General features: G+C 38.4%; 18 protein-coding genes. 15 read left to right on the top strand and 3 right to left on the bottom strand.

Annotated features, from left to right (window positions below; genetic code table 11):
* Window positions 1-252 precede the first annotated feature (252 nt).
* The 4 genes from FE005_RS01495 to FE005_RS01480 all read left to right on the top strand — a co-directional run bounded on the left by FE005_RS01495 (window position 253) and on the right by FE005_RS01480 (window position 4246).
* Window positions 253-1659, top strand: coding sequence for a hypothetical protein (locus FE005_RS01495; RefSeq protein ID WP_138371183.1), 1407 nt, complete (start codon window positions 253-255; stop codon window positions 1657-1659).
* 287 nt (window positions 1660-1946) lie between these two features.
* Entirely contained in the window at window positions 1947-3254 is a 1308-nt protein-coding gene (locus tag FE005_RS01490; RefSeq protein ID WP_138371182.1) for a DUF3440 domain-containing protein, read from the top strand.
* Between the two features lie 30 nt (window positions 3255-3284).
* A complete protein-coding gene (locus FE005_RS01485) occupies window positions 3285-3704 on the top strand; it encodes a hypothetical protein (protein WP_103300188.1) in 420 nt (139 codons plus the stop codon).
* Window positions 3704-4246, top strand: coding sequence for a ParB/RepB/Spo0J family partition protein (locus FE005_RS01480; RefSeq protein WP_138371181.1), 543 nt, complete (start codon window positions 3704-3706; stop codon window positions 4244-4246). Before FE005_RS01485 ends, FE005_RS01480 begins: the two co-directional genes overlap by 1 nt.
* Before the next feature lie 135 nt (window positions 4247-4381).
* Here the strand turns inward: FE005_RS01480 and FE005_RS01475 are convergent, their stop codons facing one another.
* On the bottom strand, window positions 4382-4951 hold the full coding sequence (locus tag FE005_RS01475) for a recombinase family protein (RefSeq protein WP_103300189.1): 570 nt from the start codon (window positions 4949-4951) through the stop codon (window positions 4382-4384).
* Window positions 4952-5721: 770 nt separating this feature from the next.
* Between FE005_RS01475 and FE005_RS01470 the strand changes: the two genes are divergently transcribed.
* From FE005_RS01470 to FE005_RS01445, 6 genes are all read left to right on the top strand, one after another.
* The gene (locus FE005_RS01470) at window positions 5722-8562 is read left to right on the top strand and encodes a MucBP domain-containing protein (protein ID WP_230320944.1); all 2841 of its coding nucleotides are present in this window, start codon (window positions 5722-5724) and stop codon (window positions 8560-8562) included.
* A gap of 62 nt (window positions 8563-8624) precedes the next feature.
* Window positions 8625-9134: a hypothetical protein gene (locus FE005_RS01465; RefSeq protein WP_103300190.1), complete on the top strand. Its 510-nt coding sequence runs from the start codon at window positions 8625-8627 to the stop codon at window positions 9132-9134.
* Between the two features lie 27 nt (window positions 9135-9161).
* On the top strand, window positions 9162-9716 hold the full coding sequence (locus FE005_RS01460; RefSeq protein ID WP_103300191.1) for a hypothetical protein: 555 nt from the start codon (window positions 9162-9164) through the stop codon (window positions 9714-9716).
* 43 nt (window positions 9717-9759) lie between these two features.
* Window positions 9760-10110 carry an LPXTG cell wall anchor domain-containing protein gene (locus FE005_RS01455; RefSeq protein ID WP_103300192.1) on the top strand — a complete coding sequence of 117 codons (351 nt, stop codon included), beginning with the start codon at window positions 9760-9762 and terminating at the stop codon, window positions 10108-10110.
* A gap of 187 nt (window positions 10111-10297) precedes the next feature.
* A complete protein-coding gene (locus FE005_RS01450) occupies window positions 10298-10849 on the top strand; it encodes a hypothetical protein (protein ID WP_138371179.1) in 552 nt (183 codons plus the stop codon).
* A 202-nt stretch (window positions 10850-11051) separates the two neighbouring features.
* Window positions 11052-11837 carry a MerR family transcriptional regulator gene (locus FE005_RS01445; protein ID WP_138371178.1) on the top strand — a complete coding sequence of 262 codons (786 nt, stop codon included), beginning with the start codon at window positions 11052-11054 and terminating at the stop codon, window positions 11835-11837.
* Between the two features lie 333 nt (window positions 11838-12170).
* Here the strand turns inward: FE005_RS01445 and FE005_RS01440 are convergent, their stop codons facing one another.
* Window positions 12171-12896, bottom strand: a complete 726-nt coding sequence (locus FE005_RS01440) for a LysR family transcriptional regulator (RefSeq protein ID WP_138371177.1) — start codon at window positions 12894-12896, stop codon at window positions 12171-12173.
* A gap of 112 nt (window positions 12897-13008) precedes the next feature.
* Between FE005_RS01440 and FE005_RS01435 the strand changes: the two genes are divergently transcribed.
* Window positions 13009-13539 carry a DUF4865 family protein gene (locus FE005_RS01435; protein WP_138371176.1) on the top strand — a complete coding sequence of 177 codons (531 nt, stop codon included), beginning with the start codon at window positions 13009-13011 and terminating at the stop codon, window positions 13537-13539.
* Window positions 13540-13645: 106 nt separating this feature from the next.
* Here the strand turns inward: FE005_RS01435 and FE005_RS01430 are convergent, their stop codons facing one another.
* Complete coding sequence (locus FE005_RS01430) at window positions 13646-14578, bottom strand: YafY family protein (RefSeq protein ID WP_103300195.1); 933 nt, start codon at window positions 14576-14578, stop codon at window positions 13646-13648.
* Between the two features lie 100 nt (window positions 14579-14678).
* On the opposite strand from FE005_RS01430, the gene FE005_RS01425 reads away from it, so the two are divergent.
* From FE005_RS01425 to FE005_RS01410, 4 genes are all read left to right on the top strand, one after another.
* Entirely contained in the window at window positions 14679-15317 is a 639-nt protein-coding gene (locus tag FE005_RS01425; protein ID WP_138371175.1) for a type 1 glutamine amidotransferase family protein, read from the top strand.
* Between the two features lie 278 nt (window positions 15318-15595).
* Entirely contained in the window at window positions 15596-16465 is an 870-nt protein-coding gene (locus FE005_RS01420) for an AraC family transcriptional regulator (RefSeq protein WP_081131975.1), read from the top strand.
* A gap of 2 nt (window positions 16466-16467) precedes the next feature.
* Window positions 16468-17571: a glycoside hydrolase family 105 protein gene (locus tag FE005_RS01415; protein ID WP_113849305.1), complete on the top strand. Its 1104-nt coding sequence runs from the start codon at window positions 16468-16470 to the stop codon at window positions 17569-17571.
* On the top strand, window positions 17568-18422 hold the full coding sequence (locus FE005_RS01410) for a GRP family sugar transporter (protein WP_081131973.1): 855 nt from the start codon (window positions 17568-17570) through the stop codon (window positions 18420-18422). The genes FE005_RS01415 and FE005_RS01410 overlap by 4 nt, the downstream gene beginning before the upstream one ends.
* The last annotated feature ends 1 nt before the right edge of the window (window position 18423 follow it).

The following is an 18423-nucleotide window of genomic DNA, read 5'->3' as shown; positions in this document are numbered from 1 at the left end:
GCCAAACAAAAGTAACGCTAGTGTAGCATAGCGAATGATTGAATTCAATGGAAGAAAAGATGTAAGTGATAAAAACGACATTCTAAACGAGCGATAAAGGAATAACGCCTTCGACTCTTAGCTTCTTTTTTTATGGAAAGCCGTGCGGTCTTTATATAGAAAAGGTATAATAAATGAGAAACGATCACTTGTACATGTCAATAGATCGTACCACAGATGAGTGATTGGTAGAGAGAAATAAGGAGGTTCCTGATGGTTCAACGAATCAAGAAATGGCTCGTGACGTTTGCACAAACGACCCCATTTCTTTTAAGTAATACGGTAATCGTGATTCCGTATTTGTTATTCCTAGGATTGAATGATGGCAAGAGTTGGTTAACGATTCTGCCGTTTACTTTATTTTATACATTACGGATGACAGGAATTTTTCTCATCCGCAGTATACGTTTGGGATTAGACAGTTATACACTGCTGATTGGTGCTTTGCTGATGGGTGGTGTTGGAGCCTTTGCTGGAGTTCTAGGTGTTTATTATTTTCCATTTTTCTATTTATCCGGTAGTCTGCTAGGGCTGAGTGCCTCTTGGCTAGTTCCAACGAATCGCACGGTCAATCTTCATGAAAAGAACTTGGGATTTATCAATATGACTCGTAAAAAAGTGCCTTTTGCATTGTTCTTACTGATTTTGTTGTTAGTGGTGATGGAATGGTCAGGCACAACGAAGCTGATAGCCGCATTTGGCTTGTATACGATGTTTTACGTCATGGCTTACCATACAGTTACCCACTATCCTAGATATAGCATCGACTTTAAGCAAATGAATTCAAAAGTGATCGCCTTTAAAGAATTGCTTCTTTTTCTAATCTTTTTCTTGTTACTCTTTTTGCTGCGGAATGCACGTTTATTGGCAAATATCCAATTGCTTGATTGGGCGATTTATGGTTTCTTTTTCCTCTTCTTAGGTGCCGTATTTTATCTGGGACGAGCGAAGAAGCATTGGAAGCTGCCCTCATGGCTCAACGTGCTAACTTTTTTAAATGGCATGTTAGGGAATTTTGTTTTCTTATTTGGAGCGCTTTATCTAGGAAGTCTACATGGGACAGAGGCGTTGACTCGCTATTTGTATTTGCCTTATCTTGGAGGAATGATTTTGTCCATGATCTTAGGCAAACGTATTCTGCAAGGTATTTCTCCAAATACAGTTCCAGTTCTGCTTGGTGGTTTGGCTCTTTCATTGTTTGTGCTTCTTTTTCCACAAAGTTTTGTTCTTGGTTTGTTTTTATTAAGCTTTTGGCAATCTTTGACCAGCAGCTGGTTGAATCAACGGTATGCGCAGGAACCTTCTTTACCTGTTGATCAGCGAATGATCGCCAAATTTACCACTCAAAATAAGGGGAGTGTCACGCATCAATTCGTCATGATGGCTTTTCTACTGATTATGACAACTCTCTTTGATCGCCCGCTGAATATCTTGTTACAGCTATCGGGAAACGATCCATTGTCATCTCCAGATTTACACGTATTAAATGATGCCAAATGGTTGAATTGCGGTATCTTAATGGTTGCTGTCATCGTTGTGTACATCTTGTGGAAAAAAAACCACTCAACTGGAGAAAGTGACGAAACAATAAAAACGAACGATGATTTTCCATTGGAGTAAGGAAAGTCCCACTAGACTAGCAACTAGTCCAGTGGGATTTTTACGTTTTGATAACCATTGGATTTTCCCAATCCGCTTAATTGATGATCCAGCTCAAGCAATGTCAGGGTTAGACAGACAAATTTTTTTTCCTAATCGAAAGAAAGAGTGGAAATATTTGGATGTTTATTTCGTTAAGAAGGATTCTGCAATTAAGAGGTAGGCTTGTAAGCAACCCCAATTCACTTTATAATGAAAGTGAATACATGCACAAATTCAATCAAAAATAAGTAAAAGAAGCGGGGTTTATGAAGAAATATTGCGATATCAATGTGTTGGCAGCTGCTGAGGAACGTCTGACGTATATATTCAATACCTTTTCTCATGTTTATTTCTCTTTTAGCGGTGGGAAAGACAGCGGAGCAATGGTCCAATTAGCTGACCAAATTGCCCAAAAAAGTGGAAAAAAATTTGACTTGTTGATTTTAGACATCGAAGCCAATTATCGCTCAACTCGGAACTTTATGGAATTGATCAAACAGCTGAAAAGCGTTCAACAGGTCTATCATTTCTGCTTGCCATTTTATGAAGATAACACGACTAGTATTTTTCAACCTCAGTGGAAAATGTGGGATGAAGCCGAACGAGATAAGTGGGTCCAAGAAATGCCCAGGGATGCGATTTCGCTGGCAGATCTCGATGAATCAATGATGGAACTGTACCAAAGTGCAAATTTAAATCCAGATAAATTCCTGAGAAATTTTGCCTTTTGGTATGCGAACTATCACAAAGGGGAGCCGGTTGCTTGTGGCATCGGCATTCGAACACAAGAAAGCTTGCATCGCTACCGGGCCATTTTAAATCGAAACTTCAATTATCAAGGTCATTGCTGGATCAAACATCAAACCAATCAAGGAACGATCGTCAACTTTTATCCATTATATGACTGGAAGACAGAGGATGTCTGGGGAGCGTATGCCCATTTTGATTGGGAGATGAATGCTTTTTATGACAAGCTTTATACGCAGGGGGTCTCTATCACGCAAATGCGGATTTGTCAGCCATATGGCCTGCAACAACGAAAAGGACTTTCTCAATATGCGTTAGTCGAACCGGATACTTGGGAGAAAGTCGTCAACCGCGTCTCGGGCGCAAATTTTGGCCGCTTGTATGCACGGACTTCCTTGTTGGCTCATTACAATACTCAAAAACCTGCCCACATGACTTGGCAGGAGTACGCTGTCTTTTTGCTGGAATCGATTGGGCTATATTCCAAAAATCTGCAAGACCATTACTACCGTAAAATATCGATTCTGATCGCTCACTATCGGGACAAGTACGGTGTTCATGTAGAGGCGATTCCCGATGAAACCAAACGCAAAGAATGGTTGAAGAATGAAGTACTTTGGCATGACTGGAAGGGGATCGCGAAAGCATTGGAAAAAAATGATTTTTCTTTGAGTACCAGACAATACGCATTGACCAAGAAAGACGAGTCTGAACTCTATGCGTTAGCTGTGGAATTTGGTGCGGCATTAGGCATCGAGCACCTGCCAAAATACCAATTGAAGAAGTTAGGAAAGACCTATGAACAATTGACCAAGAATCAGCCGTAATCAGTTATTTGCTGAAAGGATGTGGAGTAGTTGAAAGAACAACTGATCGTCTTTTTTCCACCATATAAGAAAGGACATTTCTATCAATTGATGGGGCCTTTCTTTGCTGAGCGAATCTACCAAAAGCAATTTCCCTATCTCGTTAATTCTGGGGATTGCCATTGGTATGTGATCGTGGATTCGCTGAATCAGGTGATGGGCTTCTCTTACTATGAAAAAAAAACAGCTCGCATCGAGATTGGCGAATTCTATGAAAAAGAGCCTGCTTCAGGCAGAAAAACTCTTTTGTTAAGAAAAATGCTGCATGACATCCGAAAAAAACATCCGGATCAAGAAATCACAGTCACAACGAATCACCCTAACGAAGTGGCGTTGTTCCAGACAAAAGGGTTCACCGTTTTTCGCCAAACGAAGAACTATTATTTTCTCAAAAGGGAGTGTTCTGTTTAATGGAAAAAATTGCTTTTCCTGTGCTAGCTGTAAAAATGGTTCCATTGATTCAAATTCACGCCAATCACTACAATCCCAATAAAGTAGCGGAACCCGAGTTGGAACTTTTGGAGTTGTCGATTCGGGAAGACGGCTTCACACAACCATTAGTCTGTTATTTTGACAACGAAAAAGAAGGATACTTACTGATTGACGGCTTTCACCGCTATCAAGTGGCCAAAGAACGGTTGAACCTAAAAGAAGTGCCAGTGACTGTTATCGATAAGCCATTGGAACACCGTATGGCTTCCACTGTTAGACATAATCGAGCTCGAGGCACTCATGGTATCGAGAAGATGAGCAAAATCGTTCAACAATTAGTAGCAAGCGGATGGGCAGATGATCGGATTGCCAAAGAATTGGGAATGGAGGCAGAAGAAGTCTTTCGTTTCAAACAAAGCTCCGGCTTAAAGAGTGCCTTTTCGAATCATCAATTTAGCCGATCATGGACTGATTTCGAAAAAAAATATTATCAGAAACAAGAAGAACCAGAGAATATTTGATTAAACACTAGAAAATTTGCTGTGTTAAAATTAGAAAAACGACCATTGTATTACTCGTGATGAGCTTGCTTTCATCGTAAAACAATGGTCGTTTTTTGATGTGGTTTGCTGGGTTAGCGAAGGAAAGCCAAGTGATCAGCCTTGCAATGCTGATTGTTTTAAATAACGATAAAACGTTGCTTTCTTGACACCGGTCTTTTGACAAACTTCTGCTACTGAATAGCCCTGCTCTTGATACAAAAGGAGAGCTTTTTGGATTAACTGAGGATCTACCTTGGGTCTACCACCAATGTTTCCTCTTGCCCGTGCAGAAATCAGCCCTTCTTTGGTACGTTCGACAATAATATCACGTTCAAACTGACTAAATGCTTGGAAAACGGTCATCATCAATTTCCCCTGCGGTGTCTGAGTATCAAAATTTTCTTTGATACTGATTACTTTCACACCTTTTTGTTCAAAAAAATATACCAAATCAATTAAGTCTTTGGTACTGCGGCCAAGACGGGAAAAGCTTTCGATGATGATTTGATCCTGTTGCTTCACGCGCTTTTTTAATTTGATCAACTCTGGCCGATTGGCCTGCGTACCACTAATCTTTTCTGTATAAATTTTATGGCAGTTATATTTCTCAAGTAAATCCAATTGACGTGAAAGATCTTGCTGTCTTGTAGAGACTCGCGCATAACCATAAACCATTCCTGACATCTATATTCCTCCAGTTGAAAATTTTTCTTAGTGAAAGAATACCTTTTTTTGTACATGAAGTATATAACGTAAAATAACGAATTATTTTGTCTGACTAAATGAAAATTCGTTTTCAAACATCCTATTTTTCCCCACTCAGTTTTTTTCTTTGAAGATAGCAGATAAACCAAAACAATAATTGCTGAATTTGTTTGTCTAGAAGAGAGCAGGGCGTTGAGTAAGGACAAGAAAAAAATGGCGGTCGTTAAGTTTTTTTTGCTATTTACGGAAATAAAACATTCTAAAAAAACAATCCCTGTCACATTGCTGTTTTTAAATATATCGGTTCGTTTGTTATGTAATCCCCTGAGGAAGAAAATGTTTTCTGCTGAAGAAGGGGAACATCACGTCAATTTTTTCACTAGGTAAAGAAAATATTGGTGGGTTTTATTTTTTTTGAGGTGTTATGATTAATCTCGAGAAATTTGAATTTCTCAATCTTTTGTCTCAAAAGCCTTCGTTTTTGAGACGCTTACTTATGGGTGACACACTTCATCTGCGCTGTCTAGAGACAAAGGATTTTTGTCTTTATACAAAGTCATTTGTCCGTTTTTTTATTTGCTTATTAAAAACGAAGATTTTTGATTTTAAAAGGTGGAAGGAGGAATGTGTCTAAAAAATAGACAATAACAAACGCTCGAATGTTAAACGAGTTTAAAAACGCAGTTATTGCTTATGTAGAGTAGGAAACGCATGGTTAAATTCGCTAGTTTATACAAAAGGAGGGAATGATGGAAAAAGTAAAAAAAATGGATCAACTGATTAAATTTCTAGTTGTCTTCTCCATTCTTTTATCGCATATTCCCATAGATATGGTTTATGCAGAGGAGATCTCTCAATCCAATAATACCGTCGAATCAAATAGGCAAGAATCAGAACAAGTAATGAATCATCCTCTAGAGCGAAATAATCCCTTAGTCCAGTTAATTGCTAATCCGCCAGAAGGAGGAAATCCTCAACAATTTGTGAGTCCAACACCTACGGGATCGATCCCAGGTATAATGGCAAGACCCAATGTTAATTGGCGGTTTGTCAAGTGGGAGATTAGTAGCAGCATTGGGGTTTCTGTCAATGATGTTTATGCAGAATCTTCCTTGATCACGGTACAAGGAGCTGGTGAAGCAGTCATTCAAGCAATATATGAACGGATTCCTGGAGGAATAGTGACAGTTAGGCATGTCGATGAATCTGGAAATGAGATTGCGAATACCGTGCTTCTGAATGGCTACCAAGGAGAATCTTATATCGCAGAAGCCAAGAATATATCGGGCTGGGAACTAATGACAACTCCTCAAAATGCGGCTGGTACGTTTACTGGAGTTGACCAGACCGTCGTTTTTACTTATAAGCGAATTCCAGCCGGAGAAGTTCTTGTGAAATATGTTGATGAATCTGGAAATGACGTTGCGGAGAGTGCGACATTGACTGGTTATTACGGAGACACTTATACCGCAGAAGCTAAAACAATCGAAGGCTGGGAATTAATTACGGTACCCGATAATGTATCAGGAACGTTCTCGGATACGGGACAGACAGTTGTGTTCGTTTATCAGCGTCAGCTTTCTCTCTGGGGAACTGTTCCATGGGACTACGATGAAGTTTCAAAAACAATTACGCTTTATGGAGGGGTTGCTGGGCTTGTGGATGCAGCACCTTGGAAACTTCCATCAATGGCTACTGAATTTATTGTTGTTAAAGAAACGGTTGTCCTACCAGCAAATTCAGGACAATTATTTATGGGGGCATCAAATTTAAGGGCAATCGAAGGTGCGAATAAATTTGATACGTCTTCAGTTACTCATATGAACTGGATGTTTGGGAATGCAAGCTCCTTGGAAAGTCTTGACTTGAATCAATGGGATACATCCTCGGTAATTGAAATGACGGCCATGTTTAATGGCACGAGTTCACTTAAAGAATTGGCCATAGAAAATTTTGATACGTCCAAGGTAACCAATATGTCAAGGATGTTTGCGGGGACAACTTCTTTAGAAGAACTTTCAATAGGCAATTGGAATACTCAACTGGCTACGACAATGAGTATGATGTTTGCAAGAAGCGGGATCATCCATTTGGATCTGAATAATTGGAATACTAGAAGCTTGGAAGATATAAGTTGGATGTTTCAAAATGCTAGTATAAGGACAGTAAGTGTAAAAGATTGGAATACTACTAAAGTTCAGAATATGACTGGTACTTTTCAAAACGCGGTTGCTATTACTGAATTGGATTTAAGCGATTGGACAACAGATGCGATTCCTGTAACTATGACAAACTTGTTCGGAGGTATGTCAGGATTAAAGTCTCTTACCTTAGGAGAAAGATCCGTCTTTAGTCAATCAACTAGTTTACCAAATATCCCAGTCAATAATGAATATACCGGTCGTTGGATTCTGTATGATTCCATTGATAGTTCTCAGCCCATTGCATTTTCTTCATCTGCTGAATTTATGAACAATTATAATGGTAGCCATCCCGGAACTTACATCTGGGAACCGAATACCCTGAAAGAACTTTCTGCAGGGCTACATCCTGTCAGTGATCAATCTGACTCAATTATCGGCTATATGACCGAATCAGTGGATGTACTTTCGATTACTTATCAGAATACAGATGGAAGCACAGTGGTTATCGAGAAAGACTCACCTCGAATCGAATGGGGGGACTATCAAGACCCTCAGCAACAGATCCGTTCTTTTAAAATCATTTTAGCTGAAAACGAACGTTTGGAAACAGCTACAAAAGTAATACTTTTTCTCTCGAAACCTTCGGTTAACACATTGGAAGATATAACAATTGATCTAGAGGTTATCAAAGGTATCGAGTATCGAGCCAACAATATCACATTGGATCGTTTGGCCATTAATGATTTAGCATCAAATGATGAATTACATCAGATGATTTTACGAGAAAGCCGGGCGTCAGCTAAGAACCTCTTGACTGAAGCGGATCTCTCTTCGGAAATTCGAGTGATCGAGACGGATCTCACCCTCGATACCACTATAGATGGGACCTACTATGCACGATTGGAAGTAGGAAACAAGGCGTATCAATTTTGGATTGGCATTGATGTGTCTTCTAAATTGGGACACTTAAAGGTTACGATTCCTACCAAAATGATTTTTGAATCACTCTATGATGATGCCGAAAGTAATCGCAGTTTTGAAAGCGCGGACTATGAGATTCAGAATCAATCAAGGATCCCGGTTGATACGTATGTCACACAACTTGCTATCACTGATGATGCAGGAATTACATTATTGGCTGAGGGCGAGAGTCCACTTGATTATGTAACACCAATACATCAGGATCAAGCCTCAGAATCGGGGATTCCGATTCCGCTCTTACGACTGAGCATCAAGACGGAAGAAGCCGAGGTCCAGCTTTCTGAAAGAATGGCAGAACAACATTTTGTCCGTCTATCTCAAAGAAGCCATGTTCCTGTTAAATTGTCAGGTCATTACTATGGTCCTTACCCGCGTTGGATCACAGATGACCAGATGCAGCAAGGCGGGTATTATGAAGAGTCGCTTGCTCCGAAATATCAGATTATTCTGCGTTTTGTTCCATGAGAAACTTTCGAACATTTAACGACAGCTGCTGAAGACAAGACATAGATAAGGAGGTGGGACCTATGGAGCAAACCCATGAAAGGGCACACAAAAAGCGAGGATTATTGTGGCTATTATTGTTCGCTTTAATCATCTGTGGACTGGGAGCATATTTCTATTTTCAGAAAGATCCAGTACCAATTATCAGTGCCGATCTGCTGCCAGAAGCCGGCGATGCCACGGATCAACGTCTCTCAGAACGTGCGCAGGAAATTGCGGATGCCAATTACTTTACGTTGCAGATCAACCCAGAAGCCGTATTTGAAGATGGAAACAGTTCTGGCTCAATCGAGATTGTAAATCCTGGGACCAACGTTTATCCAATTGCGGTCGACATAACCTTATCAAATGGAGAACTAGTCTATTCATCAGGAGCAATTTATCCCAATCAGTTTGTGGAAAACGTCAATTTGATCACACCATTAGCTAAGGGAGAATACCAAGCAAAAGCAACAATCAATATCTACGACCCTGAAACGAAAGAAAAACAAGGAGTCACTGAAGCTGAATTAACGATTATCGTTAAGAACTAAAATCAAACAAAAAGTGAGGAATATAAAATGAAAAAAGCAACAGCTTTACTAAGTACAGCAACAATCGTTGGGATTTTAGCAAGTAGTATACCGGCATTTGCGGAGCAAGTAGTCGATGGACGTACAGGAGCCAATTCTGGAGACATCACTGTGAACGGAATCATCGGAGAATTTGACAATACGGTACCCGGTCCGGATCCTCACGATCCCAATCGTTGGATCAATGTTACTATTCCTACAACTGCATTATTTTGGACAACCGAAGATTCAAATCATACGGAAATCATTTCCCCAACTTATACAGTCACCAATAATTCTGCAGTTGGTGTAAAGACGTATGTGTCGACCGTAAATGACGTGTATGATATGGACGTAGTCGATCGATTAGAAATCAATGGGATTGAACTATTTGAAAATGGTGTGTCATCTGTTTCAGAGACAGAGCTATTCACTTTAGACGGGAAAGACGGAGTAGTCACTTTTGATACATTCTCATTTGCTGGTACCGCCAGCCCAACCGATGCTTCATCTGAATTAAATCCAAGCTTTACTTTAGTTTTGCGTTTCGCTGCAGACGTATAATGGCTGTTCGAATCGTTCTCTTGTTACAGAAGGGAGCAATCCAATGAAACGATTATGGAAGAGTTTCTATCTGCTGCCTATGATTATCTTGCTGGGAAGTTTTGTTTCGAAGACGGTTTTAGCGGCGGAAGCACAGAATTCCTGGACCAATGTCCAGAAACAACCCTCTTATCAATTAACTGTTCGTGGACGCATCGGAGAAGAGAACTACCCGATTGATGACCCGAAAGATGAACCCGATCCAGATAATGGGCGGAAAATCATTGTGGGAGATGGTTCGAAACTAGGAAAGCTTCCTAAAACAGGAAGTGTTGGAGAGCCATTCATCTTTCTCGGATTAGCGTTACTCGTGTTGTGGGGAATACTAGTGAGGAAGAGTACACTGGAACAATGATCATTCATTTGTTCGATGCGTCTGTTTCAGTAATAATACATCTGAAAAACTATCTGAAGACTCAAAAAAGAGCCTTCGGATAGTTTTTTGCTGTTTTAATTTGCTTATATAGTAATTAACTATCATTTTAAAGCGATTTCATTTATACTGTTTTTAATAGATCATTCAGTGATAGGGGGAAGAAAAGATGTCAAAGTTCCTAGTAGGGATACTGTCTTTGTTAAGTGTCACCATCGTTGGGAGTTGTCATACAACTCGCGAAACAAGTTCAAATGCTGAGATTGATGAATCAAGAACACTTGCAGAGTTTGAGGCAGTTCCAGAAGTTGAAAGAAAGACTGTCAACAAGTATACCATTCACCAAAAAGCCGGTGAGCGTGTCTTTGTTTTCTCCACCAATTTAAAGACCAAAGATTCGACTCAATCTTTAAGTACCCCATTTTTTAGTACGAGCGATAGCCAAAAATTAGAGCTATCTTTTGCTGAGAAAGACCGCCAATTTGAAGCTGCTCTATCTGTCACAGGAAGTGAGGACATCCAATCTACCAACTCTTTTTCGATTGAACAAAACTATAGTGAGTTTATTCCTTACGAATCAATTCGCGACGGAAAGCTGGGAGTGATTGTACTTGCTGACGACCCTATGATCATTTCAGAGCTCAAAAAAGACCCTGCTGTTGTTGCAAAATTTTTAGGTAGTGAGGCTGAATTTTATGAACAGTCGCTCGTATCTGAATAAGTTCGTTGAGTAGATGATTTTTTAGCGACTGAATGATTTTAGGAGGACTGGAACGAAGCTATTTCTTTTGACTTAAGATTATGGGATAATCAGACTGCCCAAAGCTTCTGGGGGAAAGTTAGGTGTTTGTTTTGAATCCTATCAGATGCATCTTATAAGGGGTTAAAACTTATTCTAAATCGTTTAGGTGGAAGGTACCAAGATGAAAATAAAAGAAATCAGTGAAAATTATGATATCACGCCCCATACACTTAGGTATTATGAAAAAATCGGCTTACTGTCACCAAAGTATTCTGAGAATGGCTATCGTGATTATTCCTATGAAGAAATTCAACGGTTGAACACGATAAGAGATTTGCGTTTTTTTGATGTATCTTTAGAGGAAATAAAGACGTATTTAGATACCAAGAACAAGGTTTTAACCAAAGAAATCTTAAATTTTGAGCGTGAACAATTGGATGAGCGGATCAAGGAATTGAAGCAAAAACAAGCGTTGTTGCAAGAGAGAATCGATTTACTCGAGTATGCGGAAACCAAGCAAAATCATGAAATCGAAAGGCTCTACCACAAAGATCGCTATATTGTTTTGAGCCAGGAAAAAAATACATTAGGAAAAGATTTGTATTTTGAGCTCAAGCGATTGCATAAACAGTTTGAAAAAGAATTACATGCCAACAATCAAAATGTTTTCGGCACCGTCTTAACCCCCCATGGTGAGACGTTTAAACATCAAGTTTTTTATTGTTTAACCAGTGATCTTTCTGATCAGAAAGCATTTGTTCTGCCAGCTGGTAATTATGCCTCTATTTACTATACAGGGACCTATAAGAATCGTGGAGCAGCGCTTCGTCAATTAAACGATTATTTAAAGCAACACCAACTTGCAACGATTGGTGACTACTATGAATTTTATTTGATCGACTTTCATGAGACAAATCAACCAACAGAATATGTCAGTAAAATCGAGATCCTCCTTGATCAACCGTAGATAGGTTGATCAAGGAGAATCTCGTATGCTGTTTCTTGTTAAAGAAGAAGGTAAGGCTATGACGATTTTGTCGATGGTTTTCGCAGGAACTGATGATTAACAAGACATCGAAGCCGTGTCAGACTTCGATTTTATCGGGAGAGCAACGAAGGTTAACAGCAAAAGAGTTTTCTTTTTTCAGTTCAGGTGTTCAGAATGACGATAACGGGAAACTTCCCTAATAAAGCAGCAAAGACATAAAAAGTGATTTAGATGCATATTTTTGAGTAGTAGATGGTTCGTTGATTCTAGATTGATTCATTCATTAAGCTGAAAAGTGATAGTCAGAAGTTATCAGATATGCTTATAACAATAATAATTGATTGCGAATAGATTATTATCTATAGGTAGAAAGCCTTCTTTTTCTAAATAAGTTGGCAGCAAAGCCATTGCTTGGCCTTTTGAAACGAGGTCTAAAATAGTTTCTAATGAATCTATTTCAACCAATCGCTCCGTTTCTTTTACTATTTCTAATGTTAGTTGTCTTAAAGGACAATCCAAGTCACTATTGATCAATAGTGGTACATTTGTCTTATTTCGGTCACCGCATAAAAAATTCACAAGTAATTGCTTGGTTTCTGTTAAAGTATACTCTGTCCTATTTATTTCTTGAAATGTTATGACGAAATCATAAGGCTCGCGGCAAATTTCTGAAAGAATCATTTCGGTCCGTTTGCATCTTATTTTTATCGATTCAATTGAGATTTCTTGGCATTCATTGACTAAATATTTTAGTAGCAATTCTGATGTGAGTAATTTTGGCTGCTGTTCAAAAAAATTTTTTTTAACGTTCTCAAATTTTGACAAAGTAGTAAGCGAGAAAAGATAAAATTCTTCCCCATTGGCAGTCGGAGTTACGCCATTATGGTTCCGTATGAATAAATGCGTATTACATTCATCTTCTATTGTTTGAAGACGTGCAGTGATATTCGATTGAGCATAGCCCAATCTTTTAGCAGCTTTGTTAAGCGTTCCTTCTTCATAAATCGCTTTAAAAATCATCAAATCATTAAAATTCATCAGACTAACCTCTTACTTATCATTTTTTGTGATAAGCATATCATGATTCTATATTATGCGCGATGGGGGATGTCAAGTATACTTTTTTTGATAACGAAAGGAGAGAGCGAATATGCAAGCGATGCAATATAAAATAGTTTTTCCTGCTGATTACGACATGGAAAAGATAAGAAAAAGAGTAAAGGATAATGGGCACAAGACAGATGGCTTTAAAGATTTGCTGTTTAAGGCTTACCTGATTACTGAGAAAAGTAGCGGTGATTTAGAAAATAGTTATTGCCCTTTGTATGTTTGGAAAGCAACAGACGGTATGACACAATTTATTTTTGGCGGATTTTTTGACAATATTATTGCTTCTTTCGGCTGGAAAAACATTGAGATAGGTGTTACCTCAGAAATCCGCTTAGACCGTTCCTTCTCAGAAAGTAAGTATGTAATCGAAGAATGTTATGATATTCACGAGCAGCCTTCATTAAAAGAAGTTGGACTAAAATCGAATGATTATGACAATTCATTGGGTAAACTTACCATTTATAATCCGGATAAATGGAAGTATGTCACCTTCTCATTTTTTGAGGAGAAGCCAGTGCTCAAACCAAACTTAAAGCGTTATTCTATTTTACATTTATCATTAGAAGAATAAAGAGGAGTGTCCAGTAGATCGTCATTCTGGACACTCTTTTTCATAGTGAAAACTTTCGTTCGTATAAGCAAGGTTTCATTAAATGAACTTACTCGCTTATCTGAAGCTATTTGTCATATAGTTGGGTTAAACTGGCGATTTTCCTTTTTAATTCTGTGCGAACATGTAAAGGTTCTAGACATTCGCATTTGTCCCCTAAGCTTAAAATAATCCCGTAGTAATAGTCATTTTCTACAAAGGGGAATGTGACGATATAATGGGTCTCATCCTCTCTTACAAATTGGTTATAGTCGCAATAATCGAGTAATCGTTCCATGATAGACGCATGAATTCTTAGTTTGATCGATATCTGTCGTTTATTTAAGATTTCTGGAGTAAGCAAAGGTAGCGCTGGAGGAGATTTTGGAACAAAACTGCTCTCATCCATTTTTAAATTCGAAAGGCGAGCTACTTTGAATAATCGAAAATCCTTTCTTTCATAGCAGTATCCTTGAAAGTACCATTGACTATTTTTTAAAACCAGCTGATAAGGTTCGACTTGTCTTTTGGTCCTGTTGCCCTTGTGGTTAATGTAATCAAATGTGAGTAAATGATTTTTTTGTAAAGCCCCCTTGATAATAGTAAGATATGTTTCTAAATTTCGATCGCCCAACCATTGACTAAAGTCGATATGCATTTGCTTTGCTTGTACGTGAGCTGATTCTATTCTCTCTGGCGGGATCAGACTTCTGATTTTGGTCTGTGTATTTACAAAATCATTACTTTTCATAACACTTGGAATACTGGAGATGCCTACTAAAATCGTAATCAAGTCTTCTTCTGTAAAAGTATTTTTATCCATTTTATATTTTTCCATAATCTCAAATCCTCCGCCCACGCCAGAAGTAGAATGGACTGGAATCCCAGCTATACTGATTGCCTCTATATCGCGGTAAATCGTACGGGGTGACACTTCAAACATTTCGGCTAGTTCCTTCGCGCTCACTCTTTTTTTATCCATTAGAAGGATTATAATACTGACCAATCTACTCACTTTCATTTAGAAACTCCTAGTAAATTATTTTGGTATTGTTGCCATAAAGTTGTCAACAATTGATAGGTATAATGATAGCAGAAAGAACGATTAATGGAGGGAAATTATGAAAACAATTTATCTTTACGTACTAGATACTCTAGCAGATTGGGAAATAGGATATGTGACAGCAGAGCTACATTCAAAACGCTTTTTTAAAGCGGATGCGCCTCTATTAAGGATAAAAACAGTTGGTCATTCGAAACAACCTATTCACACTATGGGAGGAATGAAAATAACTCCTGATTGTTTAGTGGAGGAAATGGATTTAAACCAAGAATCTATCCTATTGTTACCTGGTGCGGATAATTGGAGTGATTCAAGACATCACGCTGTCCTTGATGCAGCGAGAGAGTTGCTTTTGCTGGGTGGAACTGTTGGAGCGATTTGCGGCGCCACGGTAGCCTTGGGAAAGGTTGGCTTATTGAATGATCGCTCACATACGAGTAACAGTCTTGAATTTCTTGAAATGTTTTGCCTGGGATACAATGGCCAAGAACTATACGTAGATCAGCGATCTGTATCGGATAATCGTCTAATCACTGCAGGATCAACGGGAGCGTTACTTTGGACGAAGCAAATCATAGAGAGCTTACATGTGTTCAAGAAAGAGACGTTAGAAGCATGGTATAACTATTTTAGTACAGGAAATGCCAGTCACTTTTTTGAACTGATGCAGACATTGACTTCTGCTGACAATAAATGATTTTACCCGTGCCCAGAAAATATTTTCTGGGCACTCTTTTTTATGATTATAGACACCTTTTAATGCTATTTCTCTAAAATGAACTGGACTCTGTCAGTTTATTTTCTCTTCCATTTGGTTCTCTAGTTTAAGTAATTTTGGTGATAAATTATTTTAGCAATCAATTAAATCGTGCTGAATTTCATCTGTTCTGACGATATTGCCCGATTAATTGAATGGAAACGCATACAAATAACTTTAGAAATCGGTTACAATCATCTTGTCAGTGAGGTGAGAGCATGAGATTAGATACCGAAAACGTTGATAAGGTATTAATTGAAAATGATCTAGTGGTAATGCACAAAATAGATAGGATTCATTTTATGGATAAACCGCATTTTCATGATGGGTTTGAAATTCATTTTACATTAACGAATAGCACGACTTATCAGATTGATGAGCGAAAATTTGATGCAGATGCTGGTACGGTTGCTCTGTTTAGTTCAGAAGAGCTCCATCGAGTTTCCATTGATCGCAGCAAATTGTATGAACGCTATTTTATTTTGTTCAAGCCCAGTTTTATTGAAGAATTTACAACAAATTTTCCTTTTCTCTTGGAAATATTTTCCAAGCAACAGAAGGTTGACTGTATTGAGTTGACTTCAGATCAAAGTCTTAAAGTCACTGATCTTTATGAAGAAATGATTCGATGTGACCAAGAGCGAAAAGAGCCGTTTGAACTTTTGCATCTAAAATTGAAGTTGACGGAGTTACTTATTCTATTGAATAAAATCGTTTACTCTGATGAGAAATTACATAAACCAATATCTTATGAGCATTATCAAACAATTTCTGAGATTGTTTCTTTTCTTAAAGAGGAATATATGAATGAAATGACTCTGGATGAATTAAGTGAACGTTTTTTTATCAGTAAATCAACGATTATTCGCGCATTTAAAAATGCACTTGGTATGACACCAAATCAATATTTAATCTATATCCGAATCATGAAATCACGAGAATTGTTAGAACAAGGATATTCTGTGAAACAAGTTTCGGAAAAAATCGGGTACCGTGATGAATCTAGCTATATTAAAAAATTTAAAGAGATACAAGCCGAGTCACCAAAACAATACCAATTAAAAAACTTAAGAGCCAAGAGGAGTTAAGAATGGTAGTAGCAAATAATAAAATCTCACTTGTAAGAGAACGGCTTAAGCATTTTGATAGCTTACCGTTAAATCAGGAAGATTTTAGAGACAGTAATAATCAATTATCAGAAAGTAAAGGATTCTTTGCTAGAGACTTTGGTATGGAGCAATGGGACTGGCCTCAAGGCGTCGGAATTTATGGGTTGCATTTGGAGGGACCTATAAATGATGAATATATCAAACAATGGGCCACTGAAGAGATCAATAAAGGTCTTCCAACTAAAAATGTGAATACGATTTGTCCTTTACTAACACTTGTTGACTATCCGGAGTATGAAACCCTTGCTCTAGAATGGATGAAGTGGATCGAAAAAGAATTTCCTAGAACAGATGAAAATGGACTGCAGCATATTACATCTGGAATAGATAAATTCACAGTAAAAGAAAATCGGAACCAAATCTGGGCAGATACTCTTTTTATGACAGTTCTTTTTATGGGGAAAATGGGCGTGAAATACGATAATCAAATCTGGCGTGAGGATGCAATCGAACAAATGCTTCTTCACTGTAAGTACCTCTTAAATCGTAAGAGTGGTTTATTTTATCATGGGTGGAATTTTGAAGAACAATCAAATTACGGAGGCAATTTTTGGTGTCGAGGAAATAGCTGGATCACGGTTGGTATCCCGCTGTTTTTGGAAATAATGAACGGTTATTTAGCTAAGTCGTCAGAAAGGTACCTATTGAATCTCTACAACAATCAAGTGAAATCTTTGTTGGAAATCCGAAGTAAGGATGGCTTATGGCATACAATTTTAACGGATCCGACTTCCTATACGGAAACTTCCGGATCAGCCGGAATCATTGCTGGCATTCTCTTAGGGGTAAAGAGTGATTTCCTTACTATTCAGCTTTCTCAAGAGGTAATCAACGATTTAATCTCATCTTTAACAGCTAAAATAGCAGAAGATGGTACGGTATTTGGAGTGTCTGCAGGTACTCCGATTTCCTGCAATGCTGAGGACTATAAAGGAATTGTCCAAATGCCAATGGTGTATGGACAAGCAATGACGTTGCTTGCCTTAACCATCGCAGAATCTTTGAAAGAAAAGGCAATCACATGAGCTTACTTATCTATAGTTTGCCAGCTTTGGGATGGGGATTGATGCCGATTGTTTCCAAAAAAGCTGGAGGAACACCTGTGGAACAATTATTGGGCACAACCTTTACGGCATTTGGCATTTCTATCATTCTCAGTTTTCTAATGGGTGTTGAATACACATTGACGGGGACTATTGCAGCATTGATTTCGGGATCATTTTGGGCGGGTGGTCAATATCTCCAATTTCAAGCCCTTGCGACTGGGGCAGTGTCAAAAGTGATGCCATTATCAAACGGGACACAATTGCTGTTTACGTCACTCGCTTCTGGCATCCTTCTCCGTGAATGGCAGAATCTGAAACAGGTTCTTATTACCCTGCTGTTGCTGCTGGTTATTTTAGTTGCAATCTACCTTGTTACAATGAATCAGAATCAGAATAAGCAGCAAGAATCAATATCACTACAAACCATTCTCATGATTTGTACGTCATCACTTTGTCTGATGGGCTATGTGGTCACGACGTCACTTTTTCACGTGAAAGGGCTACAAATCTTTCTACCTCAAGCTTTTGCGATGTTTCTTTCCTCTTGCGTGATTGCGAAATTCGACCAAGAAAAGCAAGAGTTGTCAAGAATTTCTCGTAATGTACTGACAGGTATATTTTGGACAATTGCAAATATCTCCTTATTTTATATCGCAACACAGTTAGGCGTAGGTTTAAGCTATACCATTTCTCAGTTGTGCATCTTTGTATCTATTATGGGCGGGATTCTATTATTAAAGGAAAAAAAGACCAAGATAGAGATGATACACACGATAATTGGAGTATTACTGTTTTTTTCAGCAATTTTGGGTTTAAGTCATTTTAAATAGA

The organism is Enterococcus sp. M190262, assembly GCF_005843965.1.
In the GTDB taxonomy this organism is placed as follows: Bacteria; Bacillota; Bacilli; order Lactobacillales; family Enterococcaceae; genus Enterococcus_D; species Enterococcus_D gallinarum.
Note: the sequence above shows the minus strand (reverse complement) of the source record. Positions and strands in the feature narration are given on the sequence as shown.